The organism is Kineosporia sp. NBRC 101731 (genome assembly GCF_030269305.1).
GTDB lineage: Bacteria > Actinomycetota > Actinomycetes > Actinomycetales > Kineosporiaceae > Kineosporia.
This window is the reverse complement of the sequence record NZ_BSTC01000007.1, coordinates 177,163-199,369: the sequence shown is the minus strand read 5'-3', so window position 1 is coordinate 199,369 and position 22,207 is coordinate 177,163. Positions and strand designations below refer to the sequence as shown.

Below are 22,207 nucleotides of genomic sequence, written 5' to 3'. Positions count from 1 at the left end.
ACGTCTCAGGGGCGGCTCGTCTCCCGCTGCATTGCGGTTGGCGCAATTCTTACGTTGGTAAATTTAGTATGTCAATATAGGTCCCGGGACACCGCGACGACGCCGGTCACCGGCGACGAGCGCGCCCCTGACCTGCCGTGAATCTCCGCGAAACCTCTCCCGAGGGAGTCCCTTGGCCACCACGACGCCCGCCCTCGTCCTCGATCTGATCCGTACCGCCGGTCCGGTCAGCCGCGTGGAGCTGGCGCAGCGGGCCGGGCTGACCGCCGCGACGATCACCAACATCGTCCGTGATCTGCTGGCCGGTGGGCTGGTGCGGGAGACCGGCCGGCGCCCCGGCGCGATCGGCTCCCCGCGGCGTCTCCTGGAGCTCGCGGCCGACGCCTGGTACGCCGTGGGCGTCCAGCTCTCGCGGTCCACGACGACCACTGTCGTCACCGACTTCACCGGCCGCCGGCTGGCCGGCACCCACTCACCGGGCGTCGGTGACGGCCCTCCGCAGGTCACCCTGACCGCGCTGGCCGCCCACGTCGAGCACCTGCTGACCGCGACGGCGGTGCCCCGCGAACGGGTACTCGGACTGGGGCTGGTCACGCACGGTCCGCAGGACCGCGAGCGCGGCATGGTCCTGACCTCCCAGCCGACGCCGGCCTGGCAGCGGTTCCCGCTGACCACGACGCTGGCCGAGCTGCTCGCCCTACCGGTGCTGCTGGAGAACGACGCGACGGCGGCGGCGGTCAGTGAGCAGTGGACGGGGTCGCTGGACGTGGACACCTTCGGGGTCGTCTGGATGGGTGGGGGCATCGGGGGCGGGGTGGTGCTGGGGGCCGAGTCCTTCGGTGGCCCGACCGCCAATCCGGTGGAGATCGGCCATGTTCCGCTGGATCCGGCGGGGCCGGTGTGCGGCTGCGGGAACCGGGGCTGTGCGGAGGTCACGGCCGGGCCGACGGCGGTGGTGGCCCGGGCGATGACCGATCGGCGGGTGCGGACCCGGCTGCGGTTGTCGGGGCGCCTGGACGACACCCTGTCCGACTTCGAGAAGCTGGTCGTGGCCTCCGGGCAGGGCGACGGGGCGGCCGCGGATCTGCTGCGGGCCTCGGCCGAGCGTCTGGCCGACGCCGTGGTGACCCTGATGAACCTGTTCGACCTCGACACCGTGGTGCTGTCCGGGCCGGCCCTGGTGACGGCGGGGCCGCTGTACGCCGAGGCGGCGAACCGGGCGGCCGAGCGCGGGGCGCTGGCCCGGTTGTTGCGGCCGGTGCGGGTTCTGGTCTCCCCCGATGCCGGGACCGCGGCGGCCGTGGGTGGTGCGCTGGTGGTGCTGCGGTCACCGCTGGTGCACGCCGAGCCGGTGGTCGCTGCGCGGCAGAAGGTTCTGCCGATGAACACGTAAGAACGAACGTCCGGAAGGTGCCTGCACCTCCCCGAAATCCCCGTCCCACCAGCACATCAAGGAGCACCATGCCGACCCCCTCGTCCCTCATTCGCCGTGACGGAGTCGCCGTCCTCGTCCGCCACCCGCAGGACGCCCCGCCGGTCGTGCAGCACTGGGGCGCCGACCCCGGCCCCCTGACCGCCGATGACCTGGCCGCACTGACCGACGCCGACGAGCGCCAGACCCGCCCGGGCACGCTCGACGCGACCTGGCGGCCGGGGCTGCTGCCGGTCGAGCCGGACGGCTGGCCGGGTCGCCCGGGTCTGCTGCTGGTGCGGGCCGGGGTGCCGCTGATCCCCCGCTGGCAGCCGGTCGACGTCAGCGTCACCGATCACGAAATCATCGCCCGGTTGCACGATCCCGCCGCCGGGTTGCGCCTGACCAACCGGCTGCACCTGGAACCCGGTGGGCTGCTGGGGGTTGAGCACACGCTGACGGCGCAGGTCGAGGTGGAGGTGCAGTGGCTCGAGGCCACTGTGCCGGTGCCCACCCGGGCCGACGACGTCACCACGTTCTCCGGGCGGTGGACCCGGGAGAAGTCGCCGCAGCGATCGCCGCTGGGCCGGGGATCGCTGGCCCGCCAGACCCGGCGGGGCCGGCCCGGGCACGACCAGCCCTGGCTGCTGGCCCTTTCCGACGGCCCGGCGAGGTCTCGTTCCGGCGAGGTCTGGGCCGTGCACCTGGCCTGGAGCGCCGATGTCACCTACCGCACCGACCGGCTGCCCGACAACCCCACCCTGCTGGGGGCCGGGGAACTGCTGCGCCCGGGCGAGATCCGGCTGGGCGCCGGTGAGGAGTACACCTCCCCGACGGCGTGGTTCGCCTGGTCGCCGGTGGGCCTGGACGGGATCACCGAACGGTTCCACACGTACCTGCGTTCACGTCCCCACCATCCTCAGTCACCTCGTCCTCTGGTACTGAATACTTGGGAGGCCGTCTATTTCGACCACGACCCGGCCACCGTCGCACGGTTGGCCGAGCGGGCGGCCGAGATCGGCGTGGAGCGGTTCGTGCTGGACGACGGCTGGTTCCCGGCCCGGCGCGACGACACCCGAGGCCTGGGCGACTGGGAGGTCGACCGCAGCGTCTGGCCCGACGGGCTGGAGCCCCTGGCCGACCGGGTGCGTGAGCTCGGGATGCAGTTCGGGCTGTGGTTCGAGCCCGAGATGGTGAGCCTGGACTCTGATCTGGCCCGCGCCCACCCGCAGTGGCTGCTGCACGACGCGTCCCAGGTGCCTTCCCCCGAAGACCTCTCCTGGCGCACCCAGTACGTGCTCGATCTGGCCCACCCGCAGGCCTACTCCCACGTGCTGGAGCGGATGAGCGCCCTGGTCGCCGACCTGGGCCTGGCGTTCATCAAGTGGGACCACAACCGCGACCTGGTGGATGCCCGGCACGAGGGTCGCCCGGGCGTGCACGCCCAGACCACGGCGGCCCTGCGGCTGATGGCCGAGCTGAAGAGCCGTCATCCGGGGCTGGAGATCGAGTCGTGTTCCTCCGGCGGGGCGCGGTGCGACCTCGGCGTGATCGAGGTGACCGACCGGGTGTGGGCCAGCGACTCCAACGACGCGGTGGAGCGCCAGGACATCCAGCGCTGGACCGAACTGCTCCTGCCGCCGGAGCTGATCGGCGCGCACGTGGGCCCGCCCACCGCGCACAGTTCCGGCCGTACCGTGGACCTTTCGTACCGGCTGGCCACGAGTCTGATGGGCTCGGCCGGGTTCGAGTGGAACGTGCTGGAGTGCGACCCGGAGCAGGTCGAGCAACTCCAGCGTTTCGCGGGTCTGTACCGGGAGCTGCGGGGACTGTTGCACACCGGAACCGTGGTGCACGCCGATGTCCGCGACCCGGCGCTGCGCGTGCGCGGGGTGGTCGCCGGCGACCGCAGTGCCGGGGTCTGGACCGTGGCCACGGTGGCCTCGCTGGAAGACGCCCGCCCCGAACCGGTGCGTCTGCACGGCCTCGATCCCCAGCGTCACTACCGGGTGCGGGTGCGCGACGAGATCGGGCCCTCGCGCTGGGGCTGGATCACCCCCGGCTGGCTGTCCCACGGCGAGGTGGTGCTGACCGGGCGGGTACTCGACGTCGTCGGGCTCCAGATCCCCACCCTCTGGCCGGCCCAGGCCCTCGTCCTGCACGCCACCGCCGTGCAGTCCTAAACCGGCGGGGCGGTCGAGGCGCGGGCCACGACCTGGGCGACCGGCGGCGACTCGAGGGTGGGGGCCTCACCGCGCACGGCCCGCAGCAGCAGGCCGGCGGTGAGGACCCCGAGTTCGTGTACGTCGCGGCTCACCACCGACAGCGGCGGGTGGCAGATCCGGCTGTTGGCCGAGTCGTCCCAGGCCAGGATCGAAAGGTCGCGCGGCACCTGAAGACCCAGACGCTGAGCGGCTTTCAGGCCGGCCACGGCCATCAGGTCGTTGTCGTACACGATGGCCGTGGGGCGTGGGTCGGCCGCGAGCAACTCACCGGTGAGGGCGGCCCCGGCGGCCGCACCGTAGTCGCCCTCCCACCGGGTGCCCTCGCCCCCGGCGGCGGCCACGGCCTGCGCGAACGCGGCGGCCCGGTCGCGGGTGTGCCGGTACCGGTCGGGCCCGGAGACCCAGGCGATGCGCCGGTGCCCCAGCCCGGTGAGGTGATCCACCGCCGCGCACATGGCCCTGGCGTTGTCGTAACCGACCACCCATTGCCCGGACTCACCCGAGGCCGGATCGCCGCCGATGTGGACGGCGGGCAGGCCGAGCCCGGCACAGACGGCCTGGCGGGGATCACCGTCGACCAGGTCGGAGACGACCACCGCATCGACCAGCCCTTCGGCCACCCACCGCCGGTAGGCCAGGATCTCGGCGTCCAGGTCGGGCACGACGTGCAGGAAGACCGTGCCGTCGTGACGATCCAGCTCTTCCTCCATGCCGGCCAGCAGATCGGCGTAGAAGGGTTCCAGGCCGCCGTCGTCGTTGATCGGCAGCAGCGCCATGCCGACCCGGGGACCGGGGCCGGACCTCTCCAGCGACGTCATGCCGACCAGGATGGCACGCCCGGCCCGCCGTCAACCTGGCGAGGTGGGACCGGGAACCGTGTAATGCTTCTGTCCGTGTACGGAGCGGACGCTGGGGCGGAGACGCAGAGACCATCCCGCCGGGCTCCCCGGACCTCGACGCGGCGCCTGGTCCTCGACCTGATCCGTACCCGTTCCCCGATCAGCCGGGTCGAGCTGGCCGAGATCACCGGCCTCACCCCGGCGGCCATCACCCACGCGGTGCGGTCCCTGCTGGACGACGGCCTGGTGCAGGAGAGCGGGCAGCGCGAGCGCACCGGCGGCAAACCCCGCGTCATGCTGACGATCTCGCCGCGGGCCCGGTGTGCCGTGGGGGTCCAGCTGGGCGCGGACTGGATCGTGGTGGTGATTATGGACGCGCGAGGCGCCGTGGTCGGGCGGGTCCGGGCCCGCGGGGCCCGCCAGGACGACCCCACCCAGGTCGTCACCGTGGTCGCGGCCCACGTGAACACCCTGCTGCGCGCCACCGCCATCACCCCGGACCAGCTGGTCGGGGCCGGGCTGGCGGTGCCCGGCACGATCGACCTGGACGCCGGGGCGATCCGGGCCTCCCGCACACTCCCGCGGTGGGGCGGGCATGCCGTGCGCGACGCCCTGGCCCAGGCCCTGGGAGTGCCCGTGGTGATGGACACCGACGCCACCGCGGCCGCCGTCGGGGAACACTGGAGCGGGCGCACGGCCGACGCCGCCGCCCACTGCACCCTCTACATGGGCGCCGGGATCGGCGCCGGATTCATCCTCGACGGCGCCGTCCACCGCGGGGCCGGGGGCAATCCCGGACCGCTGGGACGGCTGCACCTGCACCGCTCCCCACCGTCCGGCCACCCCGGCCACGCCGGCCACCCGGGCCACTCCGGACGAGACGCCGGGCCGGCTCTGGAAGATCTGGCCGCACCCCACGCCGTGGCCCGTCGGGCCCGGGCCGCGCTGGCCGCCGGCCGGGAGTCCGCGATCGCGCTCACCGACGACGAGGATCCGTTCCGCGACTTCGGGATGGTCGCCTCGGCCGCGGTGCACGGCGACGCCCTGGCCGTGGAACTGGTCGAGGAGTCCGCGCACTACCTGGCCGACGCCGTGGTCACGGTCGCCGACCTGCTGGACATCGACTCGCTCGCGCTGGCCGGGCCCTCGTTCAGCACAGCCGGTTCCCTCTACGTGACGGTGCTCGAAGAACGACTCCACACCGACCTCTACGCCGCCCGGCCGCACGGCGTGAACGTCACCCTGGCCGCCCACATCGCCGACGCGGCGGCCGTCGGGGCCGCCGCCCTGGCCTTCCACGAAGACCCGGGCAACGGCCCGGCCATCGTGCGGCCGGCCCGGGCGATCTACGAGGTACCGGCCCCCTAGGGCCCACTCCCCCTGGAACCGCTTCCCCCAGGGCCCACTTCTTCGTTCGTGATCATGCAAAACCTCCCCGGGGAGGTTTTGCATGATCACGAACGAAGGGGAGGAGCGCCATCGCGCTGGATCTGCTAGATCAGGCCTTGCCGCAGGGCCGCGGTGACCGCGTGGGTGCGGTTGCGCAGGTGATGGCGCTGGATGACCGTGGACAGGATGCCCTTGACCGTGCGCTCGGAATAGCCGATCAGCGGGGCGATGTCGGCGGTCCCCAGACCGTCGGCGATCAGGCGCAGCACCATGATCTCGCGTTTGCCCAGGCCGCTGAGGTCCGGGACGCCGGAATCCGGCGCGGCCGACTCGGGGCGGGCGAGGTCCGCCTCCAGCGCCGCCAGCCGATCGGCCACCGAGGTCCCGCCGCGGACGTCCGCGTGAGCCCGCCGGAGCACCTTGGCGACCACCGCCACCGTCGCGTCGTCCCGCCAGATCACGCCGTACAGACCGGCCTGCGCGGCCGTCGCCAGCAGGCCCGGGTCGCCCGGCTCCTCCAGCACCGCGCAGACCGGCAGTTGCCCGCCCCGCGAGTACGAGGTCAGTGCGCCGAGCAGGACCAGGTCGATCGCCCGGTCGACGACGACCAGCAGATTGCTCTCGTGGCGACGTGAGTCGGGCAGCAGGTGCATCTCGCTGCGCTGCACGATCAGGCTGGCGATCCCGGCCCGGCTCAGCGGGTCGGCCGTGACCAGACCGACCCGGATCGAGCGGGCGCAGGCGTCCGGGGGCCGGCGGCGTTCGGGCTCCGCCGCGGCGGAGGGGGTGCGCGTGAGCGTTGAAGTCATCATTCTCCCGGGCGATGCTCGCCATCGTGGTGCGCACGGACGCAACCGGAAGTGCTGCCGCTGGCCTTCCTCGTACGTCCTCGGGCTTCCTTGCACCGACCAGACACACTGACGACACACTGACGCGCGCCGGAGGGTCCAGCCATCGCCGGGGAACCCGCACGTCCGTCCGTCCGGCGGAATCTGCCCGATCGGACATCGCCGGAGGCCACCAGGATTCAGAGCACGCCGGCCCGGATCGCATAGGCCACGGCCTGTGACCGGTTGGCCAGTCCGTGCCGGGTGATCATGCCGTAGAGAATGGTCTTGACCGTGCGCTCGGAGTAGGCCAGTTGCCGCGCCACCTCGGCGGTGTCGAATCCCTCGGCCACCAGCCGGATCACGTCGATCTCCCGGGCGTCCAGACCGGAGGCGGTGAGCCGCCGGGGCGCCAGGACGGTCTGCTGCACCCGCGCCACCGCGTCCACGAGCATCTCCTGGATCTCGGCCGGCAGGTAGACACCGCCCCGCCGCACCAGGCGGATCGTCTGCAGCAGCCGCTCCCCCGTCGCCTCCGAGCGCCAGACCAGAGCCCGCACCCCGACCTCCACCATGGCGAAAAGGTCGGCGTCACCGAGGTGATCGAGCACCAGCACGCACGGGGGCCGGCCGGAACCGGCGAGCGCCCGCAGTTCCTCCATCACCGAACTGGTGACGGAGGTGGACACCACCAGTGTCACGTCGATGTCGGCGACGTCGGTCGACAGGACCGGCTCGATCCGGGGGCCGGCCGCGAGCAGGCTCAGGACCCCCGTGCGGCTGAGGCGGTCCTGCGCGCGCACCAGCACGGTGATCCGCTCGGTCTCCTCCAGTCCGGAGACCATGCGCAGGGGTGCCGGCCGTCGCCGGTCCGGTTCGGGCGCCGGAGGGATCTGGTCGGTCCGGGAAGTCATCCGGCCGCCCCGTGGGAGCAACGTTCATCCGTCGGGGCAGTGATCAATACCGTCACAACCGGCCGACCCTAGCGCCCCAACGGGATCATGATCCACTCGAGGATCAGGAACAACGACACGTTCACCCCTGCCCGAAGGGTCTACCGGCCCTTCAGCAGGGTGTAGGCCAGGACCAGGGCCGCCACCACCACGAGGGCGGCCAGCACCGCCGCCACGATCTTCGCGACGCTGTAGGGACGGTCGCCGATCACCTCGCCGGTGCGGGCGTTGATCATCACCTGCCAGACCCGGTTGTCGAAGCGGTAGGCCGCGAGCCACACCGGCAGCAGGAGCAGCTTGAACGTCACCGAGTTCCACTCGGTGTCGGTCGAGGAGACCTGCTGCTCGTCACCGCCGATGTCGTCGCGGCAGTCCCGCTCGATCTGCCGCTGCGCGACTTGCTGGAACCGCTGCAGGCCCTCGGGCGGCTCCACCTCGTAGCGCATCGTCTGGTAGCCGGCCAGGTACTCCGGCCGGTAAGGCACCACCACGGGCAGGTCCCACGGGTCGAGCTTGTCCACCTTGTCGACGGGAAGGTTCTTCACCGCGGAGACCAGGACGTCGTCGAAGATCCGCTGCACCGTGCCGTAGACCGGGGTCCAGCGCGTGCGACGGACCTCGCGCTCCTGCTCGTCACCGTTGGAGTCACGGTAGGTCTCGGTCACGTAGTAGTGGTCGCCGCGCTGGCCGTGGTAAACGGTCGTGGTGTCGCTGTCGTAGGTCCAGAAGGGCAGATAGGTGCCCTGCAGGCCTTCCCGGGCCGCGAGCGCCGTCAGCGAGTTGGGCGCGAACCAGCGGCTCTTCACCCAGCCCTGGAACAGGTCCATCGCCTTGGCCGGGGTGATCGCGAACGGCAGCACCCCCTCCGGCGTGATCATCACGTCGGCGTCCGGCTCGACCACGACGGCCGCACCGCAGAACGGGCACGCGTCCGAGAGCTTGTCGGTCTCGCTCCGGGCACCGCAGCCCGAGCAGGTCACCGTGTGCGGGGCGATCTGGGTGACCGGCTTGTCCTTCGCGGTGGCCAGCCACTGGTCGAAGGAGTGCTCGCGCACCTGGCGGTCGGCGTCCTGGACCACTTCCTGCTCGAACCCGCAGTAGGGGCACTTCAGGGCGGTGGTGCCCGCCGCGAAGGTGAGCCGGGCGCCGCAGGAGGCACACGGGTACTGCTGCTGGCTGTACTGCGGCGCCGGGCTGCTACTGCTGTCGTCCGTCATTCCCTGACCTGTTCGCGTTTCGTCCGGTGGTGGGCCGTGCCTACTGCGGGGGCAGCGGTGGCGGGCCCTGCGGCAGCAGGCGGGCGATCTCGGGAACCGAGGACGCGGCTGTCCACTCGGCCATCCCGGCTTTCCACACCAGGGTGGTCGCCGCGAGGTGGCCGCCCGAGACCTGGCTCTGCAGACCGGACTCGTCCAGCGGGCCGACCTGCTGGCCGTTGGCCGCGATGTACCACTGCACGGCCGTCGGCAACGGCGGCGGCCCCGCGGGAGCGGCGACCGGCGGGGCCGGCGCGGCGGCGGCCGGGGCGGGCGGCGGCGAGGCCTGCTGCTGGTACATCGAGGCGGCCGCCTGCTGACCCAGCCCGACCCCCAGACCGATGCCCATCGCGTCCCCTGCTCCACCGGGGTTGTTCGAGGCGTTCTCGATCGCGTTGGCGGTCTGGAACTGCGTGTACTTGTTCAGGTCACCGAGCACACCCATCTGGGTGCGCTTGTCCATCGCCTGCTCGACCTCGGGCGGGAGCGAGACGTTCTCGATGATGAACTTGGGGATCGCGATGCCGGAGGGGGCCAGTTCCTCGGTCAGCGTCCCGGCCAGGCGGGCGGCGATCGCCTCCTGGTTGGCCGCCAGGTCCAGCACGGCCACCTGCGCGTGGGCCAGGGCCCCGGCCAGGCGCCCGACGATCATCTGGCGCAGGTATTCCTTGACCTCGTCGGTCTTGAACAGGCCGTCGGTGCCGACGAGCTCCTTCAGGAACTTGCCCGGGTCGACCACGCGGGCCGAGAACCCGCCGAAGGCACGCACCCGGACCATCCCGAAGTCGGCGTCGCGCATCATGATGGGGTTCTGCGTGCCCCACTTCAGCTCGGTGAACTGCCGGGTGCTGACGAAGTAGACCTCGGCCTTGAACGGCGAGTTGAAGCCGTACTTCCAGCCCTTGAGCGTGCTCAGCACGGGCATGTTCTGCGTCTCGAGCGTGTGGGTGCCCGGCTGGAACACGTCGGCGATGGTGCCCTCGTTGACGAAGACCGCCGTCTGCGACTCCCGCACGATGAGCTTGGCGCCCATCTTGATCTCGTTCTGGTAGCGCGGGAACCGGTACACCATCGTGTCCCGGCTGTCATCGAGCCACTCGATGATGTCGACCAGCTCGCCGCGGATCTTGTCGAACAAGCCCACCATGTCTCCAGACTGTGTAGCCGTCTCTGCCCGGCCGCGATCGTAACTGCCCCGGCCGGTGCGCAGATGCCCGGTCCGGACATCATGCTCCCGTCAGACGGGGAACCGGGCGTGGATGTTGCATCGGCCCGCGCGCCCCTTCGCGCAAGGGGCGGACCTCACAACGCCGGCGGGGAAATTCCGTGCGGTCCGGGCGCACGGAATCTCCCCGGTAGGGCAGTCGCGGGCCCGACCCTCACACCAGCGCGGCCAGGGCGGTGGCGACCGGTCGAAGCTCTGCCTGATCGAACGACTCCCGCACGCTGCGGGCGAACAGCCAGGCCACCACCCGGTCCCGGTCGAGACCGGCCAGGTCGGCCATCCGGTGCGCCTGGCCGCGGGGGTCGGTGAACAACTGCTCCCGGTTGTTGAGCAGGTGCTGCAGCACGTCGTAGTGCGGATCGCCGACGTACGGCTTCGGGTCGATGACCAGCCACGGTTCCCGGTGCGTGGCGATCACATTGCCGGCATGCAGGTCGGTGCACAACAGCACAGAACTGGCTGCGCTCAAGGGTAATTCGCGCAGGAGCGCGATCCCGGCCCGGCTCAGGCCGGGATCGAGCGGAGTCGGCCGCGCCTCGCACGCGTCCGCCCAGTCCGCGCACATCCGGCTCAGCGGCCGGAACGGGTGCGCACCGGCCGGCGTCCGCCACAACCGGTTCAGCAGCCCGGCGATCACGACGTCCTGCTCCACCGCGGGCAGCATGCGCAGCGTCGTGCCGGGTTCACAGCGCTCGAGCAACAACATCATGGTGGACGCGTCGGTGAGATTTTCGTACAACCGCACCGCACCCTGTCCCGCCCAGGCCGGCAAACCGGCCGCCTCGTCCTGTGCTTCATCGTGCCGCCAACCGACTTTCAGCACCAGCCGGCGGCCCGCCGGATCACCGGCCGGCGCCACCCAGGAACAGGCACCCCCGGGCTGGTAGGGATCCCCCAGCTGCAACGACCACCGCCGCGCGGCTGCGGCCACGACGGCCGGCAACGCGTCCACCCACGCCCGGAACGCCACGTCGTCCGACCGGCGCACGGCATCGCCCAGGTGGGCCGGCAACGTCAGCGGAGCCATAGCGAATCCATGGATGCATTGTCACCCCCCGATGACAAGACCTGGGTGGCTGCGCCAGAAAAAATTTACGACTCCTTGACCCTCGCCTGCATGTCGTCCGGCAGGTTACGCAGAGCCAGTTCGTTGACCGAACCATCAGCGGACCCGATCCGCAACCCCGCACGATCCCAGGACTTCTCCCGTCCGGGCGGCTTACCGGCCGATTACAGACTGCGAACCCGGAAAGGCCCATTCCGCTTCCCACCAGCCATGTTGCGGCCGTGAGACCGGACACCAGATGTGCAGCACCGGTGCACATCCGAGTCAAATTCGGTTACGGTCAATGCCTTGCCCATCACGCAGAGCTGGACGTGTGACGGGTAGTACACGTAGGCAGAAACCGGAGGAACGATGCTCACCACCGAACCGCCGCCCCTGAGCCCCTGGGGCAGCATCCGTGCGTTCGACCAGGTGGGCACCGAAGGCATCCTGCGCGTGCACACCGACACCGGCACCGGATACTTCGTGCCCCGGCAGCTGAACGCCCGCGTCCACGAGATCTGGCGCATTCCCACCGGATGGTACGGGCACAGCGACGAAGATCGGCACTGGGCGATCGTGGCCATCACCTTCCCGGCGCTGTTCCCCGACGCGCTGGTCGAGCAGGCCCACGCACTCCAGCAGCAGGCTGACTCGCAGTGCTACACCATCGTTCTCGCAGCCGAGCTCGCGGTGGTGACGGCCCCCGTCATCTCCAGCACAACCGAGGCGACCACCACGAACGACAGCAGCGAACCCCTCCCCGAACGCACCCAGCTCATCCCGATCGCGGCGAGCGCCCCCGCCGACCAGCAGGTGCCCGAAACTCCCCGCCCGGCCTGGGTGCGCAAGTCCGGCCCGATCGCCCGGCAGGTCTGGGGCGACTGGCACGAGACCGTGCCCACGGGCTTCGTCGGGGTCGTCGCCTCTCCCGACGAGGCCCCCGAGGACGAGACCTGGCATCTGGTTCCCGTGCAGGAGTACGAGTCGCGCGGCACCTTCCGGTTCGTGGTCGACGTCGAGAACCACGAGGCCTGGAGCGGCCACCCCTGATCAGGCTGATCCAGCTGATCCGGTTGATCCGGGGCTGAGCGCCCGGACCAGCCGTCCCGCCAGTTCTGGCGCCACCTCCCGCAGCTGCGGGTACTCCAGCACCAGATGCTCCAGCTGCGCCTCACGGGCCGCGTTCGGCAGGTGACCGATCGTCAGGGTGCGCGCGTGCCACACCGCCGAGGGTTGCCCGGCCTGCTCGAACGCCCAGCGCAACAGCTCGTCCGGCAGTGGGTAGTGCTCGGCCAGGAGCACCGCGTCGTAGAGGTCCTTGCCCTGCGGATGCGTATCGGTGAACAGCCAGAGCAGTTTCCAGGCCAGCGACAGGGCCGGTGACGCCGCCTGCACCACACCGCCGCCGGGTAGTTCCACCAGCTCGGGCTCCTGAGGCATCACCTCGTTGAAGACGAAGTCGAGCTGGATGTTCCCACCCGGCAGCCCAGACAGCTCAGGCTGATCCGGCTGATCCGGCTGCTGCGCCACCGACCAGGGCAGGACCAGACGCCGGCCCGGCACCCGGTCGTAGGTCCAGATGTCACCCAGCACGGCCAGCGACGCGTCGAAGTCGATGCCGCCACCTTGACCGTTCGCGAAAGTGGCCATCAGGGAAGGGATCGCGGCCAGCATCGCGACCGATGCGGCGTGATCGATCGCCTGGGTGGGCGGCACCACGACGAAGTCCAGGTCACCGGGCTCACGGGCCGCGGCGGGGAGCCAGAGCGCCATGGCCACGCTCCCGCGCAGTACCAGCGACTCGACCCACGGCGAGTCCGCGATGGCCGCGAGCGCCAGGAACAACGCCCGGCGCCGGGCGACCCGCCAGACCGCGCCCCGGGCCGGATCGCTGAACTCCGGGTCGCCGGCCCGGTAGGCGTTGCGGTGGTGCAGCGTCGCGGGATCGAAGAGAAACTGCTGATGGACGTCGTGCGCGCCGATCGCGCGGAACGTCGCCGGGAGGTCGTTGTACTCCCGGGTGGCCTCGTCCAGCGGCGCCTGGGGCACCTCGACCCCGGCCGCCGCGGCCAGGTACGTCTTCTTCGTCATGCTCTGACCTCCTGCGCGATCCAGCCCTCATCGAGGGCGAGATAGCTGTCGTACAGCACGAATTCCTGCTCGACCTCGACGATCTCCAGCCCGTCGAGCGCCTCCAGCAGCAGCAGCAGCGCCGCCTGAGCCCCCGCGGGGCCGACGCCCCGGCAGCGCTGGGTCACGAACCGCTCGTGCCGGCCGTCGGCCCGGGCACGCCGCGCGTTCCAGGACAGGTGCGCGCCGTGCGGCACCACCCGGACGGCCAGCGTGTCGAGGTCGCAGTCCGGTGGCAGCACGAGCTTCACGTGGTGCTCGTAGTACTGCCCGTCCGAACACGGTCCGGCCGGTACCTCGGGCGCCCCGGTCGTCGACTCGATCTTCACCCGCACCGGCTCGAACCCCTGCGCCCGCAACCACTCCACGACGTCCCGGGCCTTCACCCTCTCGTCGGCATAGGAGCGCGCCCCGGCGGCCGTGACCATCAGCTGGGACGGGGTCCGGCCGCGAGCCAGCATGATCTGCGTGAGCTTGAGATCTGCCACCGCACAACACCGTTCCAGCCGATCACTCTCGGCCGGACTCTCGGTGCGGACGGTCACGTGCGTCTCGTACTGAACTGTGGACACATCCGGGAGCTTCCCAGAATCGGCTGGCCCCCGGCACCGGATTTCAGGGAAGCGTGCGCCGCCTCTGGCCCGCCGCCGAGGCCAGACCGGCAACCACCGCGGTCACCACCAGCGAGCCCACGAACACCATCACCACCCCGACGACGAACAGTCCGGTCTCGTCGTCCCGCCAGTCCAGGTAGGCACTCACCGCCAGCCCCAGCGGAACCGCGAGCGTTACCGACGGCCCCCAGTTGAGCCACGCGGCCGGCAGTCCGACGACGGCCAGGGTCAGTACCAGACCCACGACCCGCCAGACCGGATAGTCGACGCCGGGTTCCAGGCCCAGCCGCATCCACAGGGCCCAGCCCAGCAGCGTGACGACGAAGCAGACCAGCGCCACGACGACGTCGGACACGACGAGCAGCGGCCCCTTCTTCCAGAGTTTCCAGCCGTCGGGAGCCGGTGGCCAGGAGGGATCCGGCGCCCAGCCCGGTTCCGGACGCCAGCCGCCCGGGGGGACCGGCCAGCCCGGCGGTGGGTCGAACGTGGGGCGGCGGGAAGGTCGGGAGAACATGGGCCATTCTTTCAGCTCCGCCGCGCCTGCCCTTAATCGGTTGCACCGCGCGGGCGCCCCTCGTCATCCTGGGCCCGTACCCGTCAGCCTTCGAAGGAGACCGAGCATGCGCACAGCTTCCACGCCCCGACCCCTGACCGGTTCGATCGTGGAGTTGTCCCATGTCATGTCCCACCGCCTCGCTGACCCTGGGCGTCGTCGCCCATGTCGACGCCGGTAAGACCAGTCTCACCGAACGGCTGCTGTTCGAGACCGGCGCGTCCACCTGCCTGGGCAGCGTGGACGCCGGCACCACCCGCACCGACTCGACAGACCTGGAACGCAGCCGGGGCATCACCATCCGCGCGTCCGTGACCGGGTTCGCACTGGGCGATCTCACCGTCACACTCGTCGACACGCCCGGCCACCCGGACTTCATCGCCGAGGTGGAGCGGGCCGTCGGGGTGCTCGACGCGGCCGTGCTGGTGGTCTCCGCGGTCGAGGGTGTGCAGTCGCAGACCGTGCAGATCTGGCGGGTGCTGCGCCGGGCCGGCATCCCCACCGTGCTCTTCGTCAACAAGGTCGACCGGGCCGGCGCGGACACGGCGCGGGTCCTGCGGGAGCTGGGTGCCCATCTCACCCCCGCCCTGGTCCCCTTGACCCGGGTGAAGCACGAGGGCACCCCCGGCGCGAGCGTGCACGGTATCGACATCACCGCGGACGAGGTACTGGAAGCGATCGCCGCCGTCGACGACCGCGCTCTGGAGGCCTGGGCCGACGACCGCATCCCGGACCAGCTCGGCTCGCTGCTGCAGGACCTGATGGCCCGGACCCGGCTGACCCCGGTGCTGTTCGGGTCGGCCCTGACCGGCACGGGCATCATCTCGCTGCTCGCGACGCTGGTGCAGTTGCCGCCGGCGCCCCAGGCGGTCCAGGCGGTCCAGGACGAAGCCTCGGCAACGGTTTTCGCCATCGACCGGGACGAGCAGGGTCAGCGGCGGACCTGGCTGCGGATGTGGCAGGGGTGTCTCGTCCACCGCTGTCGTCTGGCTCTCGGCGACCGGCGTGCGCATCTGGTGACCGGGCTGTGGGTCAGCACGGCCGACGGCCTGCAGCCGGCGCACGAGATCCGGGCCGGTCAGGTAGGTGCCGTGGTGGGGCTTCCCGATTCACGCATAGGTGACGTCGTCGGGCGCGGGTCTTCGCGCCCACCCCAGCATTTCCCACCGGCCACGGTGCGGGCGCTGGTCCAGCCGGTGGACGCCGCCCGGCGGACCCAGGCCTTCCAGGCGTTGCAGGAGCTCGCCGAGGAGGACCCACTGATCGGCCTGGAACTCAGCGAGGCCGATCAGGAGACCGCCGTCAGTCTGTACGGGGAGGTCCAGCAGGAGGTCATCGCCGCGGTCCTGGCCGAGAGATTCGGCGTGGAGGTACGTTTCGCCGAGCAGTCGGTGGTGTGCGTCGAGCGGGTACGGGAAACGGGGGACGCGGTCGAGCGGATCGGTGAGAACGGCAACCCGTACCTGGCGGGCCTGGGTCTGCGCGTCGAGCCGACGCCCGAGAACAGTGGTATCACCTTCTCCCCCGGCCTGGAACCCGGCCGGCTCCCCACCGCCTTCATCTCTGCCACCGAGGAAGGAGTACGAAAGGCACTACGAGTCGGGCGTTCCGGATGGGAGGTGTGCGACTTCCGGATCACGATGACCTCGTCGCAGTACTGGCCACGCCAGAGTCACGGGCACGAGAAGTTCACCAAGTCCATCTCCACGGTCGCCAACGACTTCCGCCATCTGGCGCCGGTGGTGCTGCACACCGCCCTGGCCCGGGCCGGCACCTACGTCTGCCACCCGGTGGACCGCTTCGAACTGGAGGTGCCCGAGGCAGCACTTCCCGCGATCCTGACCTCCCTCGGGCGACTGGGTGCCCGGGTGGACGACTCCACCCAGGTCTCCGGCCGGGTCGTGCTGCACGGATTCGTCCAGTCGGCCCGCATCCCCCAGTTCAGCCGCGCTCTGCCCGAACTCACCTCCGGTCACGGCATCCTGACCACCGGCTTCGCCCGGTACGAGCCGGACCGCTCACCGTCCGCCCCCACCCGCGCCCGCCGCGGCCCGGATCCGGCCGACCGGATCACCTGGTTCCGTTCCCACCCGCGCTGATCCGATGTCTCGCCCCCGTACGGGACCATGTTCCAGCCATCCCCGCCCGGACAGCCGAAGCGTTGTGTACACCTGGTACATCCGGTACCGGATGTACCAGGTGTACACAACGCAGACCTGCCGCCCCCGACTCCGGTCACCGTCGGCCCTGCACCGCCGTGAACGGCTCTCCCCGGCTTACACGGAGGTCCCGGTCGCAACCGTGCCCCTTCGCGATACTCGCGCCGGGGTTGCGTCCGATTCATCCGGGAGAATCCTGGTCAGCGACCATCAACGAACATCAGCGGACGCGGCAGGAGGTGTGAGGGCGTGAGCACAGCAGGGGACGATGTGGCACCGGACGGGTATCTGGTCCGGTCGGCCCGGGCCGGGGACATGACGGCGTTCGCCCTGCTGGTCCAGCGGCACCAGGCCTCGCTGCGCGCCACGGCGATCGCGCTGCTCGGGTACACCGACGACGCGGACGACGCGGTGCAGGACGCTCTCCTGATCGCGATGCAGCGGTTGCCCGACCTGCGCGACGTGAACGGGTTCGGCCCCTGGGCCAAGGCGATCGTGCGCAACAACTGCCGCGCCCAGCTGCGGGCCCGGCGGGCCGTACCGGTGCCCGATCCCGAGCACTTGCTGCCGCCCGATCCCGGCCCCCGCCCGGAAGACCGGCTCGAACGGGCCGTGCACCGCGACTGGGTGCGCGAGGCGATGGCCGGTCTGTCCGCCCCGGTGCGGGAGGTGATGCTGCTGCGCTATTTCAGCGGGGTGTCGTCGTACCGCGAGATCGGCCAGATCTGCGGGATCCTGCCCGAGACGGTCGGCAGCCGGTTGCGTGACGGGCGACGGGCGCTGGCCCAACGCCTGCAGGAGACCGCGGGCCAGGTGCGCACCGACGTCCGGGCCGACACCGCGGCCGCGGCCTGGCACCGCGAGTCCACCCAGATTCTCGGGGCAATGGCCGACGGGACGTTCGCCCGGGTGCTCGACGACTGGTACCACCCGGACGCGTCGATCGTGGTCATGGGCTTCCTGCACGGGCGGCGCACGCTGTTGCTAAACATGCTCGAGCTCACCTTCAGCGCGGATGTGAAGGTGAGGCTGCACAACACCATGGCCAGCAAGGACGTGCTGCTGTGGGAGGCGGACTTCCTGAACCCACCGTCCGATCCCGGGCACTGCCCGCCCACGATGGCGGCCCTGTTCACCCTCGACCAGGGGCGGGTCTCCCGGATGGGCATCACCTACGGCACCCATCACCCTTCCGATCATTCGGCCGATCAGTGACGTGACCTGGATCACCTCTCGAGGAGCGCATTTCCGATCGGCCCGCTCCCTCTTGTCCGGTCCTGACGTATCGCCGGAACTGGAGAAGTAGATGACTGACACACAGCCGCCCCTGCTGAACGCCCTGGCCGCCCGCGCAGTGGTGCGGGAATGGGTCAAGGGTGCGCAGACCCTGGCCATCGTCGGGGCCGCTCACCGGATGGGCTGGCTGGAGAAGCTCGCCGAGCCCCTGTCCCTGGCCGCTCTGGCCACCGACGCGTGGCCGCAGGCACGCGTCCGAGGTGTGGTGGACGTCCTCCAGCAAGCCGGTGTGGTGAGCGGGGCCGACGGCACCTGGCAGCTCACGCCACCGTTCGCCGACCTGCTGGCCGGGGCGTCGGGCGTGAGCCTGGAGACGGTGCTGGACTCGGCCCGGCTGGACCTGGCCGCTCTGCAGAAGCTGGACCGCGAACAACCCGAAATGGTGGACGGGGTGGCCGCATTGGTCGTGGCCCGGGACGCCGGGATCGCGGCCGACCCGGTCACGCAGATGCTCTACCGCTCGGTCTACGACGCGATGCCGGAGGTCTCGGCCGTGCTGGAGAGCGGTGGGCCGATGCTCGACCTGGGCAGTGGGGTGGGCGGCGCACTGCTCACCACCGCGCAGCTGTACCCGCAGCTGAAGCTGGTCGGCGTCGACATCGTGCCCGAGGTCGCGGCCGAGGCGGTGCGTCGCCGTGACGAGCTGGGACTGACCGACCAGGTCGAGGTGCGCTGCGTGGACGCCCGGAACCTGCCCGACCGCAGCACGTTCCGAGTGGCCTACTGGGCCCAGTGCTTCTTCCCCGACGCCGACCGGGCCGAAACCCTCGCCGTGTTGCGGCAGGCACTGACCGATGACGGCCTGCTGATCCTGCAGGAACAACTCGCCGGCCCGACCGACGTCGTGCAGCTGGGACAACGGGGCATCAGCGGTGGGCACACCGTGGATGAACTGGCCGCCGAGGCCCGGGCGGCCGGATTCGTGCTCGTGCGGCAGGTGACCACGAACCTCGGAAACCTGACCCTGGTGCGCAACCAGCCGTAGCCCCGTTCTTGTTCGTGATCATGCAAACGTTCCCCGGGGAAGTGCGAGCACCTACCGGCCGAAGGCTGGGGATTGCATGATCACGAACAGATAGGGGTGCGGGGCCGGAGATCCGCCCTCTCTGGCCCTCATGCAATATTTCGCATACCGTATTCCGCATGCCGGTCCCCAGTGCAAGCGCCGCGACCCCCCGCCCCCTGCTGCGCGACCGCGCCCTGGTGGCGCTGCGCGCGGCGATCGTCGACGGCACGCTGGAGCCGGGTGAGCGACTGGTCGACGCCGAGCTGTGCGCCTGGCTCGGGGTCAGCCGGACCCCGGTGCGCGAGGCCCTGACCCACCTGGAGAAGACCGGCCTGGTCCAGATCCGGCCCGGCAGCAAGACGATCGTCGCGCCCCTCGACGTCCGGGCCGCCGTCGAGGCGCAGGCCGTCGCCGCCGGCCTGCACGAGCTCGCCGCCCGCGAGGCCGTACCCCTGGTGAGCCCCGCGCACCTGGCCACGATGACGACAGCCAACACCGCGTTCGCCGGCGCGCTCGCCCAGGCCGACGTCGATGCCGCGATCGCCGCGGACGACGCCTTTCACCGGGTGTTCATCGACCTCGCGGCCAACCGCATGCTGACCGGCATCCTCGAAGACGTGACGCCGCTGCTGCGGCGCATGGAGCGGGTCCGCTTCGCCTCGCTCACCGGGCGGGCGTCCGTCGCCCAGCACCGCTCGATCATCCAGCACGCCCGGGACGGGGACGCCGACGGCGCCGCCCGGTTGACCCGCGCCAACTGGATGACCCTCCAGCCTCCCACCGACTGAGCCCTACCGACTGACCCCTACTGACCGACCCCGTCCCGATCGCAGGAGAACACCGTGTCGCTCGATGATTTCGCCCGCTACCCACTGCTCTTCGGACCCAGCCCGGTGCATCCGCTCGACCGACTGACCCAGCACCTGGGCGGTCCGCAGATCTGGGCCAAGCGCGAGGACTGCAACTCCGGCCTGGCCTACGGCGGCAACAAGACCCGCAAGCTGGAGTACATCGTCCCCGATGCCCTGGCCAGCGGGGCCGACACACTGGTCTCGATCGGCGGGTACCAGTCCAACCACACCCGTCAGGTGGCCGCCGTCGCTGCCAAGATCGGCCTCAAAGCCCGCCTGGTACAGGAAAAATGGGTCGACTGGCCGGACGCTGTCAACGACAAGGTCGGCAACATCCTGCTCTCCCGGATCATGGGCGCCCACGTCCAGCTCGACTCCGCCGGTTTCGACATCGGCATCCGCGACTCCTGGGAACAAGCTCTCGAAGACGTCCGGGCCGCCGGCGGAACGCCCTACGGCATCCCCGCCGGAGCCTCCGAACACCACCTCGGCGGGCTGGGTTTCGCCAACTGGGCGCGCGAGGTCGAGCAGCAGGAGGCGCAGCTCGGCGTCTTCTTCGACACGATCGTGGTCTGCACCGTCACCGGCTCCACCCACGCGGGCATGATCGCCGGTTTCGCCCAGCAGGACCGTCCCCGCCGGGTGATCGGCATCGACGCCTCCGCCACCCTGGAGAAGACCCGCGCCCAGGTCGAGCGGATAGCCCGCCACACCGCCGATCTGATCGGCCTGGGCCGCGACCTGCGTGACGACGAGATCACCGTGCTGGAGGGCTGGGCCGGAGACCTCTACGGAGTACCGGTGCAGTCGACCATCGACGCCATCCGCCTGACCGGTCAGCTCGAGGGCATGATCATCGACCCGGTCTACGAGGGGAAGTCGATGGCCGGCCTGATCGACCTGGTCCGCCAGGGCGACATCCCGGCCGACTCCACCGTGCTGTACGCCCACCTCGGCGGCCAGCCCGCCCTGAACGCCTATTCCGGCGTCTTCTCCTGAGTCCGGCCGGCAGCGCCGGAGAGCTCCCGCAACAGGTCCAGCCACGGGCCGGTGGGGAAGTTCTCCTGCGCGATCTGCCGGTTGCGGCGCAGGCGGTCTTCCAGCTCGGCCGGGCGGGTCCGGAGCACGGTCATCAGCTCCTGGCCCGCCTGCTGCGCGTCCTGCGGTGACGGGCCGACCCGGACCGTCCAGAAGTCCTTGCCGTAGGTCGGGACAAAGGCATCGTAATCGGTTACCGCACATGGGATTCCGGCCACAGCGGCCAGGGCCGGCCCCAGGCCGACGGTCTCCACGTCCAACAGGTTCGGGGTGAACAACACACCCCCACGACCGGCCGCGGCGAGCCGTAGCAGGTCGACCTCGTCCAGGTGCCAGTGGCCGGTCCCGTCCTGATAGCTGCGCAGCGGAACCCCTTCGAGGAACCGCAGGTCCTGCTCCAGCCCCAGGGCGCGGGCCTTGGTGACGACCTCCTGGGCATAGACCGGGTCTTCGCTCAGCCCGCCGAACACCAGCAGCACCGGGGCCTGGTCGTCGTCATGGCCCGGCCGGGCCCCGGCCAGCACGTCCAGGGCGATCTCGACGCCCTTCACCCGGAACACCCGCACCGGGTTCAACAGGATCGGCCGGCCCGGTGAAATGCCCTGCTGGCGAAGGAATTCATGGTGCCGATCCGCCAGCGGACCGGTCGGGACCTCGGGCAGCACATTCGGGACGATGTGGGGCTCGGCCCCGGTCGGGTACTGGCGGCACTCCTGCGCCAGCGACTCCGAGACCACCGCCCAGCGGTGGAACGGCTCGTCCGCCGGCAGGGTGGTGAACTCGTTCGGATGCTGTGGGTAGACCCGCTGCCCTTTCTCGAAGATGGCGCAGCTGCCGAACAGGTCGTGGTCCCAGAACAGCACGCCGCCGGAACCTCTCGCGCCGTAGTACTCGGCGGCGGCCTGGTGCAGGGCCGTCGTGACCGGCACCGCGTCCGACAGCGTCATGTTGACCGCGCAGACCCAGTCGACCTGAGCCTCCTGCAGCCACCGGCCGAAGTACTCCCGGTAGGGAGCGGCCAGCCGGTCGATGCGCCGCCGGAGCTCCTCGCGGTCGGCACTGTCATTCAGTGCCACCGCATTTCGCACAGCCGTCCATTCAGCCGCTGCCGGTCCGGACGGGAGCGGGATCGGCAGCGGGGCCAGGAACTCGTGCCCCTCCGGATCGGGTGGACCGTCGGGGAAGTACCCGGGCTTGTCCGGGCGCCAGGAGTAGCCCAGCTCCGCCGGCACCGGGCCCGCCTCCACCAGGCCGTCCCGGCGGCCCAGGTCGATCACGTTGCGAAAGATCGTGAGCAGCCCACTGACCGGAACACCATCTCCGGAAACCAGTCCGATACGCATCCTTGCGTCTCCCTCGTCAGCCTCGTCAGCCCTGTCAGCCCCGT

At 70.8% G+C, this 22,207-nt stretch carries 19 protein-coding genes; 9 read left to right on the top strand and 10 right to left on the bottom strand.

Going from position 1 to position 22,207, the window contains the following annotated elements:
• Window positions 1–172 precede the first annotated feature (172 nt).
• The gene (locus QSK05_RS20940; protein WP_285598960.1) at window positions 173–1,393 is read left to right on the top strand and encodes an ROK family transcriptional regulator; all 1,221 of its coding nucleotides are present in this window, start codon (window positions 173–175) and stop codon (window positions 1,391–1,393) included.
• Between the two features lie 68 nt (window positions 1,394–1,461).
• Window positions 1,462–3,594, top strand: a complete 2,133-nt coding sequence (locus tag QSK05_RS20935; protein WP_285598959.1) for an alpha-galactosidase — start codon at window positions 1,462–1,464, stop codon at window positions 3,592–3,594.
• Here QSK05_RS20935 and QSK05_RS20930 read toward each other — a convergent pair.
• On the bottom strand, window positions 3,591–4,454 hold the full coding sequence (locus tag QSK05_RS20930) for a LacI family DNA-binding transcriptional regulator (protein ID WP_285598958.1): 864 nt from the start codon (window positions 4,452–4,454) through the stop codon (window positions 3,591–3,593). The two genes, QSK05_RS20935 and QSK05_RS20930, sit on opposite strands and share 4 nt — an antisense overlap.
• A gap of 75 nt (window positions 4,455–4,529) precedes the next feature.
• Between QSK05_RS20930 and QSK05_RS20925 the strand changes: the two genes are divergently transcribed.
• The gene (locus tag QSK05_RS20925) at window positions 4,530–5,843 is read left to right on the top strand and encodes an ROK family transcriptional regulator (RefSeq protein ID WP_285598957.1); all 1,314 of its coding nucleotides are present in this window, start codon (window positions 4,530–4,532) and stop codon (window positions 5,841–5,843) included.
• A gap of 125 nt (window positions 5,844–5,968) precedes the next feature.
• Here QSK05_RS20925 and QSK05_RS20920 read toward each other — a convergent pair whose 3' ends face one another.
• The 5 genes from QSK05_RS20920 to QSK05_RS20900 all read right to left on the bottom strand — a co-directional run bounded on the left by QSK05_RS20920 (window position 5,969) and on the right by QSK05_RS20900 (window position 11,152).
• On the bottom strand, window positions 5,969–6,673 hold the full coding sequence (locus tag QSK05_RS20920; protein ID WP_285598956.1) for a helix-turn-helix transcriptional regulator: 705 nt from the start codon (window positions 6,671–6,673) through the stop codon (window positions 5,969–5,971).
• 218 nt (window positions 6,674–6,891) lie between these two features.
• Entirely contained in the window at window positions 6,892–7,605 is a 714-nt protein-coding gene (locus tag QSK05_RS20915) for a helix-turn-helix transcriptional regulator (RefSeq protein ID WP_285598955.1), read from the bottom strand.
• 140 nt (window positions 7,606–7,745) lie between these two features.
• Window positions 7,746–8,861 carry a TFIIB-type zinc ribbon-containing protein gene (locus tag QSK05_RS20910; RefSeq protein ID WP_285598954.1) on the bottom strand — a complete coding sequence of 372 codons (1,116 nt, stop codon included), beginning with the start codon at window positions 8,859–8,861 and terminating at the stop codon, window positions 7,746–7,748.
• A 40-nt stretch (window positions 8,862–8,901) separates the two neighbouring features.
• Window positions 8,902–10,044, bottom strand: coding sequence for an SPFH domain-containing protein (locus QSK05_RS20905; protein WP_352302115.1), 1,143 nt, complete (start codon window positions 10,042–10,044; stop codon window positions 8,902–8,904).
• Window positions 10,045–10,279: 235 nt separating this feature from the next.
• A complete protein-coding gene (locus QSK05_RS20900) occupies window positions 10,280–11,152 on the bottom strand; it encodes an aminoglycoside phosphotransferase family protein (protein WP_285598952.1) in 873 nt (290 codons plus the stop codon).
• Window positions 11,153–11,542: 390 nt separating this feature from the next.
• Here QSK05_RS20900 and QSK05_RS20895 point away from each other — a divergent pair, with 390 nt between their 5' ends.
• Window positions 11,543–12,223 (top strand): DUF7007 domain-containing protein, encoded by a 681-nt coding sequence (locus QSK05_RS20895; RefSeq protein WP_285598951.1) that lies wholly within the window; start codon window positions 11,543–11,545, stop codon window positions 12,221–12,223.
• Here QSK05_RS20895 and QSK05_RS20890 read toward each other — a convergent pair whose 3' ends face one another.
• Genes QSK05_RS20890 through QSK05_RS20880 form a run of 3 tightly spaced genes read right to left on the bottom strand, consistent with a single transcriptional unit; the run spans window position 12,224 to window position 14,431 of the window.
• A complete protein-coding gene (locus QSK05_RS20890; protein ID WP_285598950.1) occupies window positions 12,224–13,264 on the bottom strand; it encodes a nucleotidyl transferase AbiEii/AbiGii toxin family protein in 1,041 nt (346 codons plus the stop codon).
• Window positions 13,261–13,875 (bottom strand): hypothetical protein, encoded by a 615-nt coding sequence (locus QSK05_RS20885; RefSeq protein ID WP_285598949.1) that lies wholly within the window; start codon window positions 13,873–13,875, stop codon window positions 13,261–13,263. The genes QSK05_RS20890 and QSK05_RS20885 overlap by 4 nt, the downstream gene beginning before the upstream one ends.
• 43 nt (window positions 13,876–13,918) lie before the next feature.
• A complete protein-coding gene (locus QSK05_RS20880; protein WP_285598948.1) occupies window positions 13,919–14,431 on the bottom strand; it encodes a hypothetical protein in 513 nt (170 codons plus the stop codon).
• 161 nt (window positions 14,432–14,592) lie between these two features.
• Here QSK05_RS20880 and QSK05_RS20875 point away from each other — a divergent pair, with 161 nt between their 5' ends.
• The 5 genes from QSK05_RS20875 (at window position 14,593) to QSK05_RS20855 (ending at window position 20,781) form a co-directional block, all read left to right on the top strand.
• Window positions 14,593–16,569, top strand: coding sequence for an elongation factor G (locus QSK05_RS20875; RefSeq protein WP_285598947.1), 1,977 nt, complete (start codon window positions 14,593–14,595; stop codon window positions 16,567–16,569).
• 309 nt (window positions 16,570–16,878) lie between these two features.
• Window positions 16,879–17,844, top strand: a complete 966-nt coding sequence (locus tag QSK05_RS20870) for an RNA polymerase sigma factor (RefSeq protein ID WP_285598946.1) — start codon at window positions 16,879–16,881, stop codon at window positions 17,842–17,844.
• 91 nt (window positions 17,845–17,935) lie between these two features.
• The gene (locus QSK05_RS20865; RefSeq protein WP_285598945.1) at window positions 17,936–18,910 is read left to right on the top strand and encodes an SAM-dependent methyltransferase; all 975 of its coding nucleotides are present in this window, start codon (window positions 17,936–17,938) and stop codon (window positions 18,908–18,910) included.
• Window positions 18,911–19,068: 158 nt separating this feature from the next.
• Window positions 19,069–19,719: a GntR family transcriptional regulator gene (locus tag QSK05_RS20860; RefSeq protein ID WP_285598944.1), complete on the top strand. Its 651-nt coding sequence runs from the start codon at window positions 19,069–19,071 to the stop codon at window positions 19,717–19,719.
• A gap of 54 nt (window positions 19,720–19,773) precedes the next feature.
• Window positions 19,774–20,781, top strand: a complete 1,008-nt coding sequence (locus QSK05_RS20855) for a 1-aminocyclopropane-1-carboxylate deaminase (RefSeq protein ID WP_285598943.1) — start codon at window positions 19,774–19,776, stop codon at window positions 20,779–20,781.
• Here the strand turns inward: QSK05_RS20855 and QSK05_RS20850 are convergent.
• Window positions 20,760–22,163, bottom strand: a complete 1,404-nt coding sequence (locus QSK05_RS20850) for a hypothetical protein (RefSeq protein WP_285598942.1) — start codon at window positions 22,161–22,163, stop codon at window positions 20,760–20,762. The two genes, QSK05_RS20855 and QSK05_RS20850, sit on opposite strands and share 22 nt — an antisense overlap.
• Window positions 22,164–22,207: the final 44 nt, after the last annotated feature.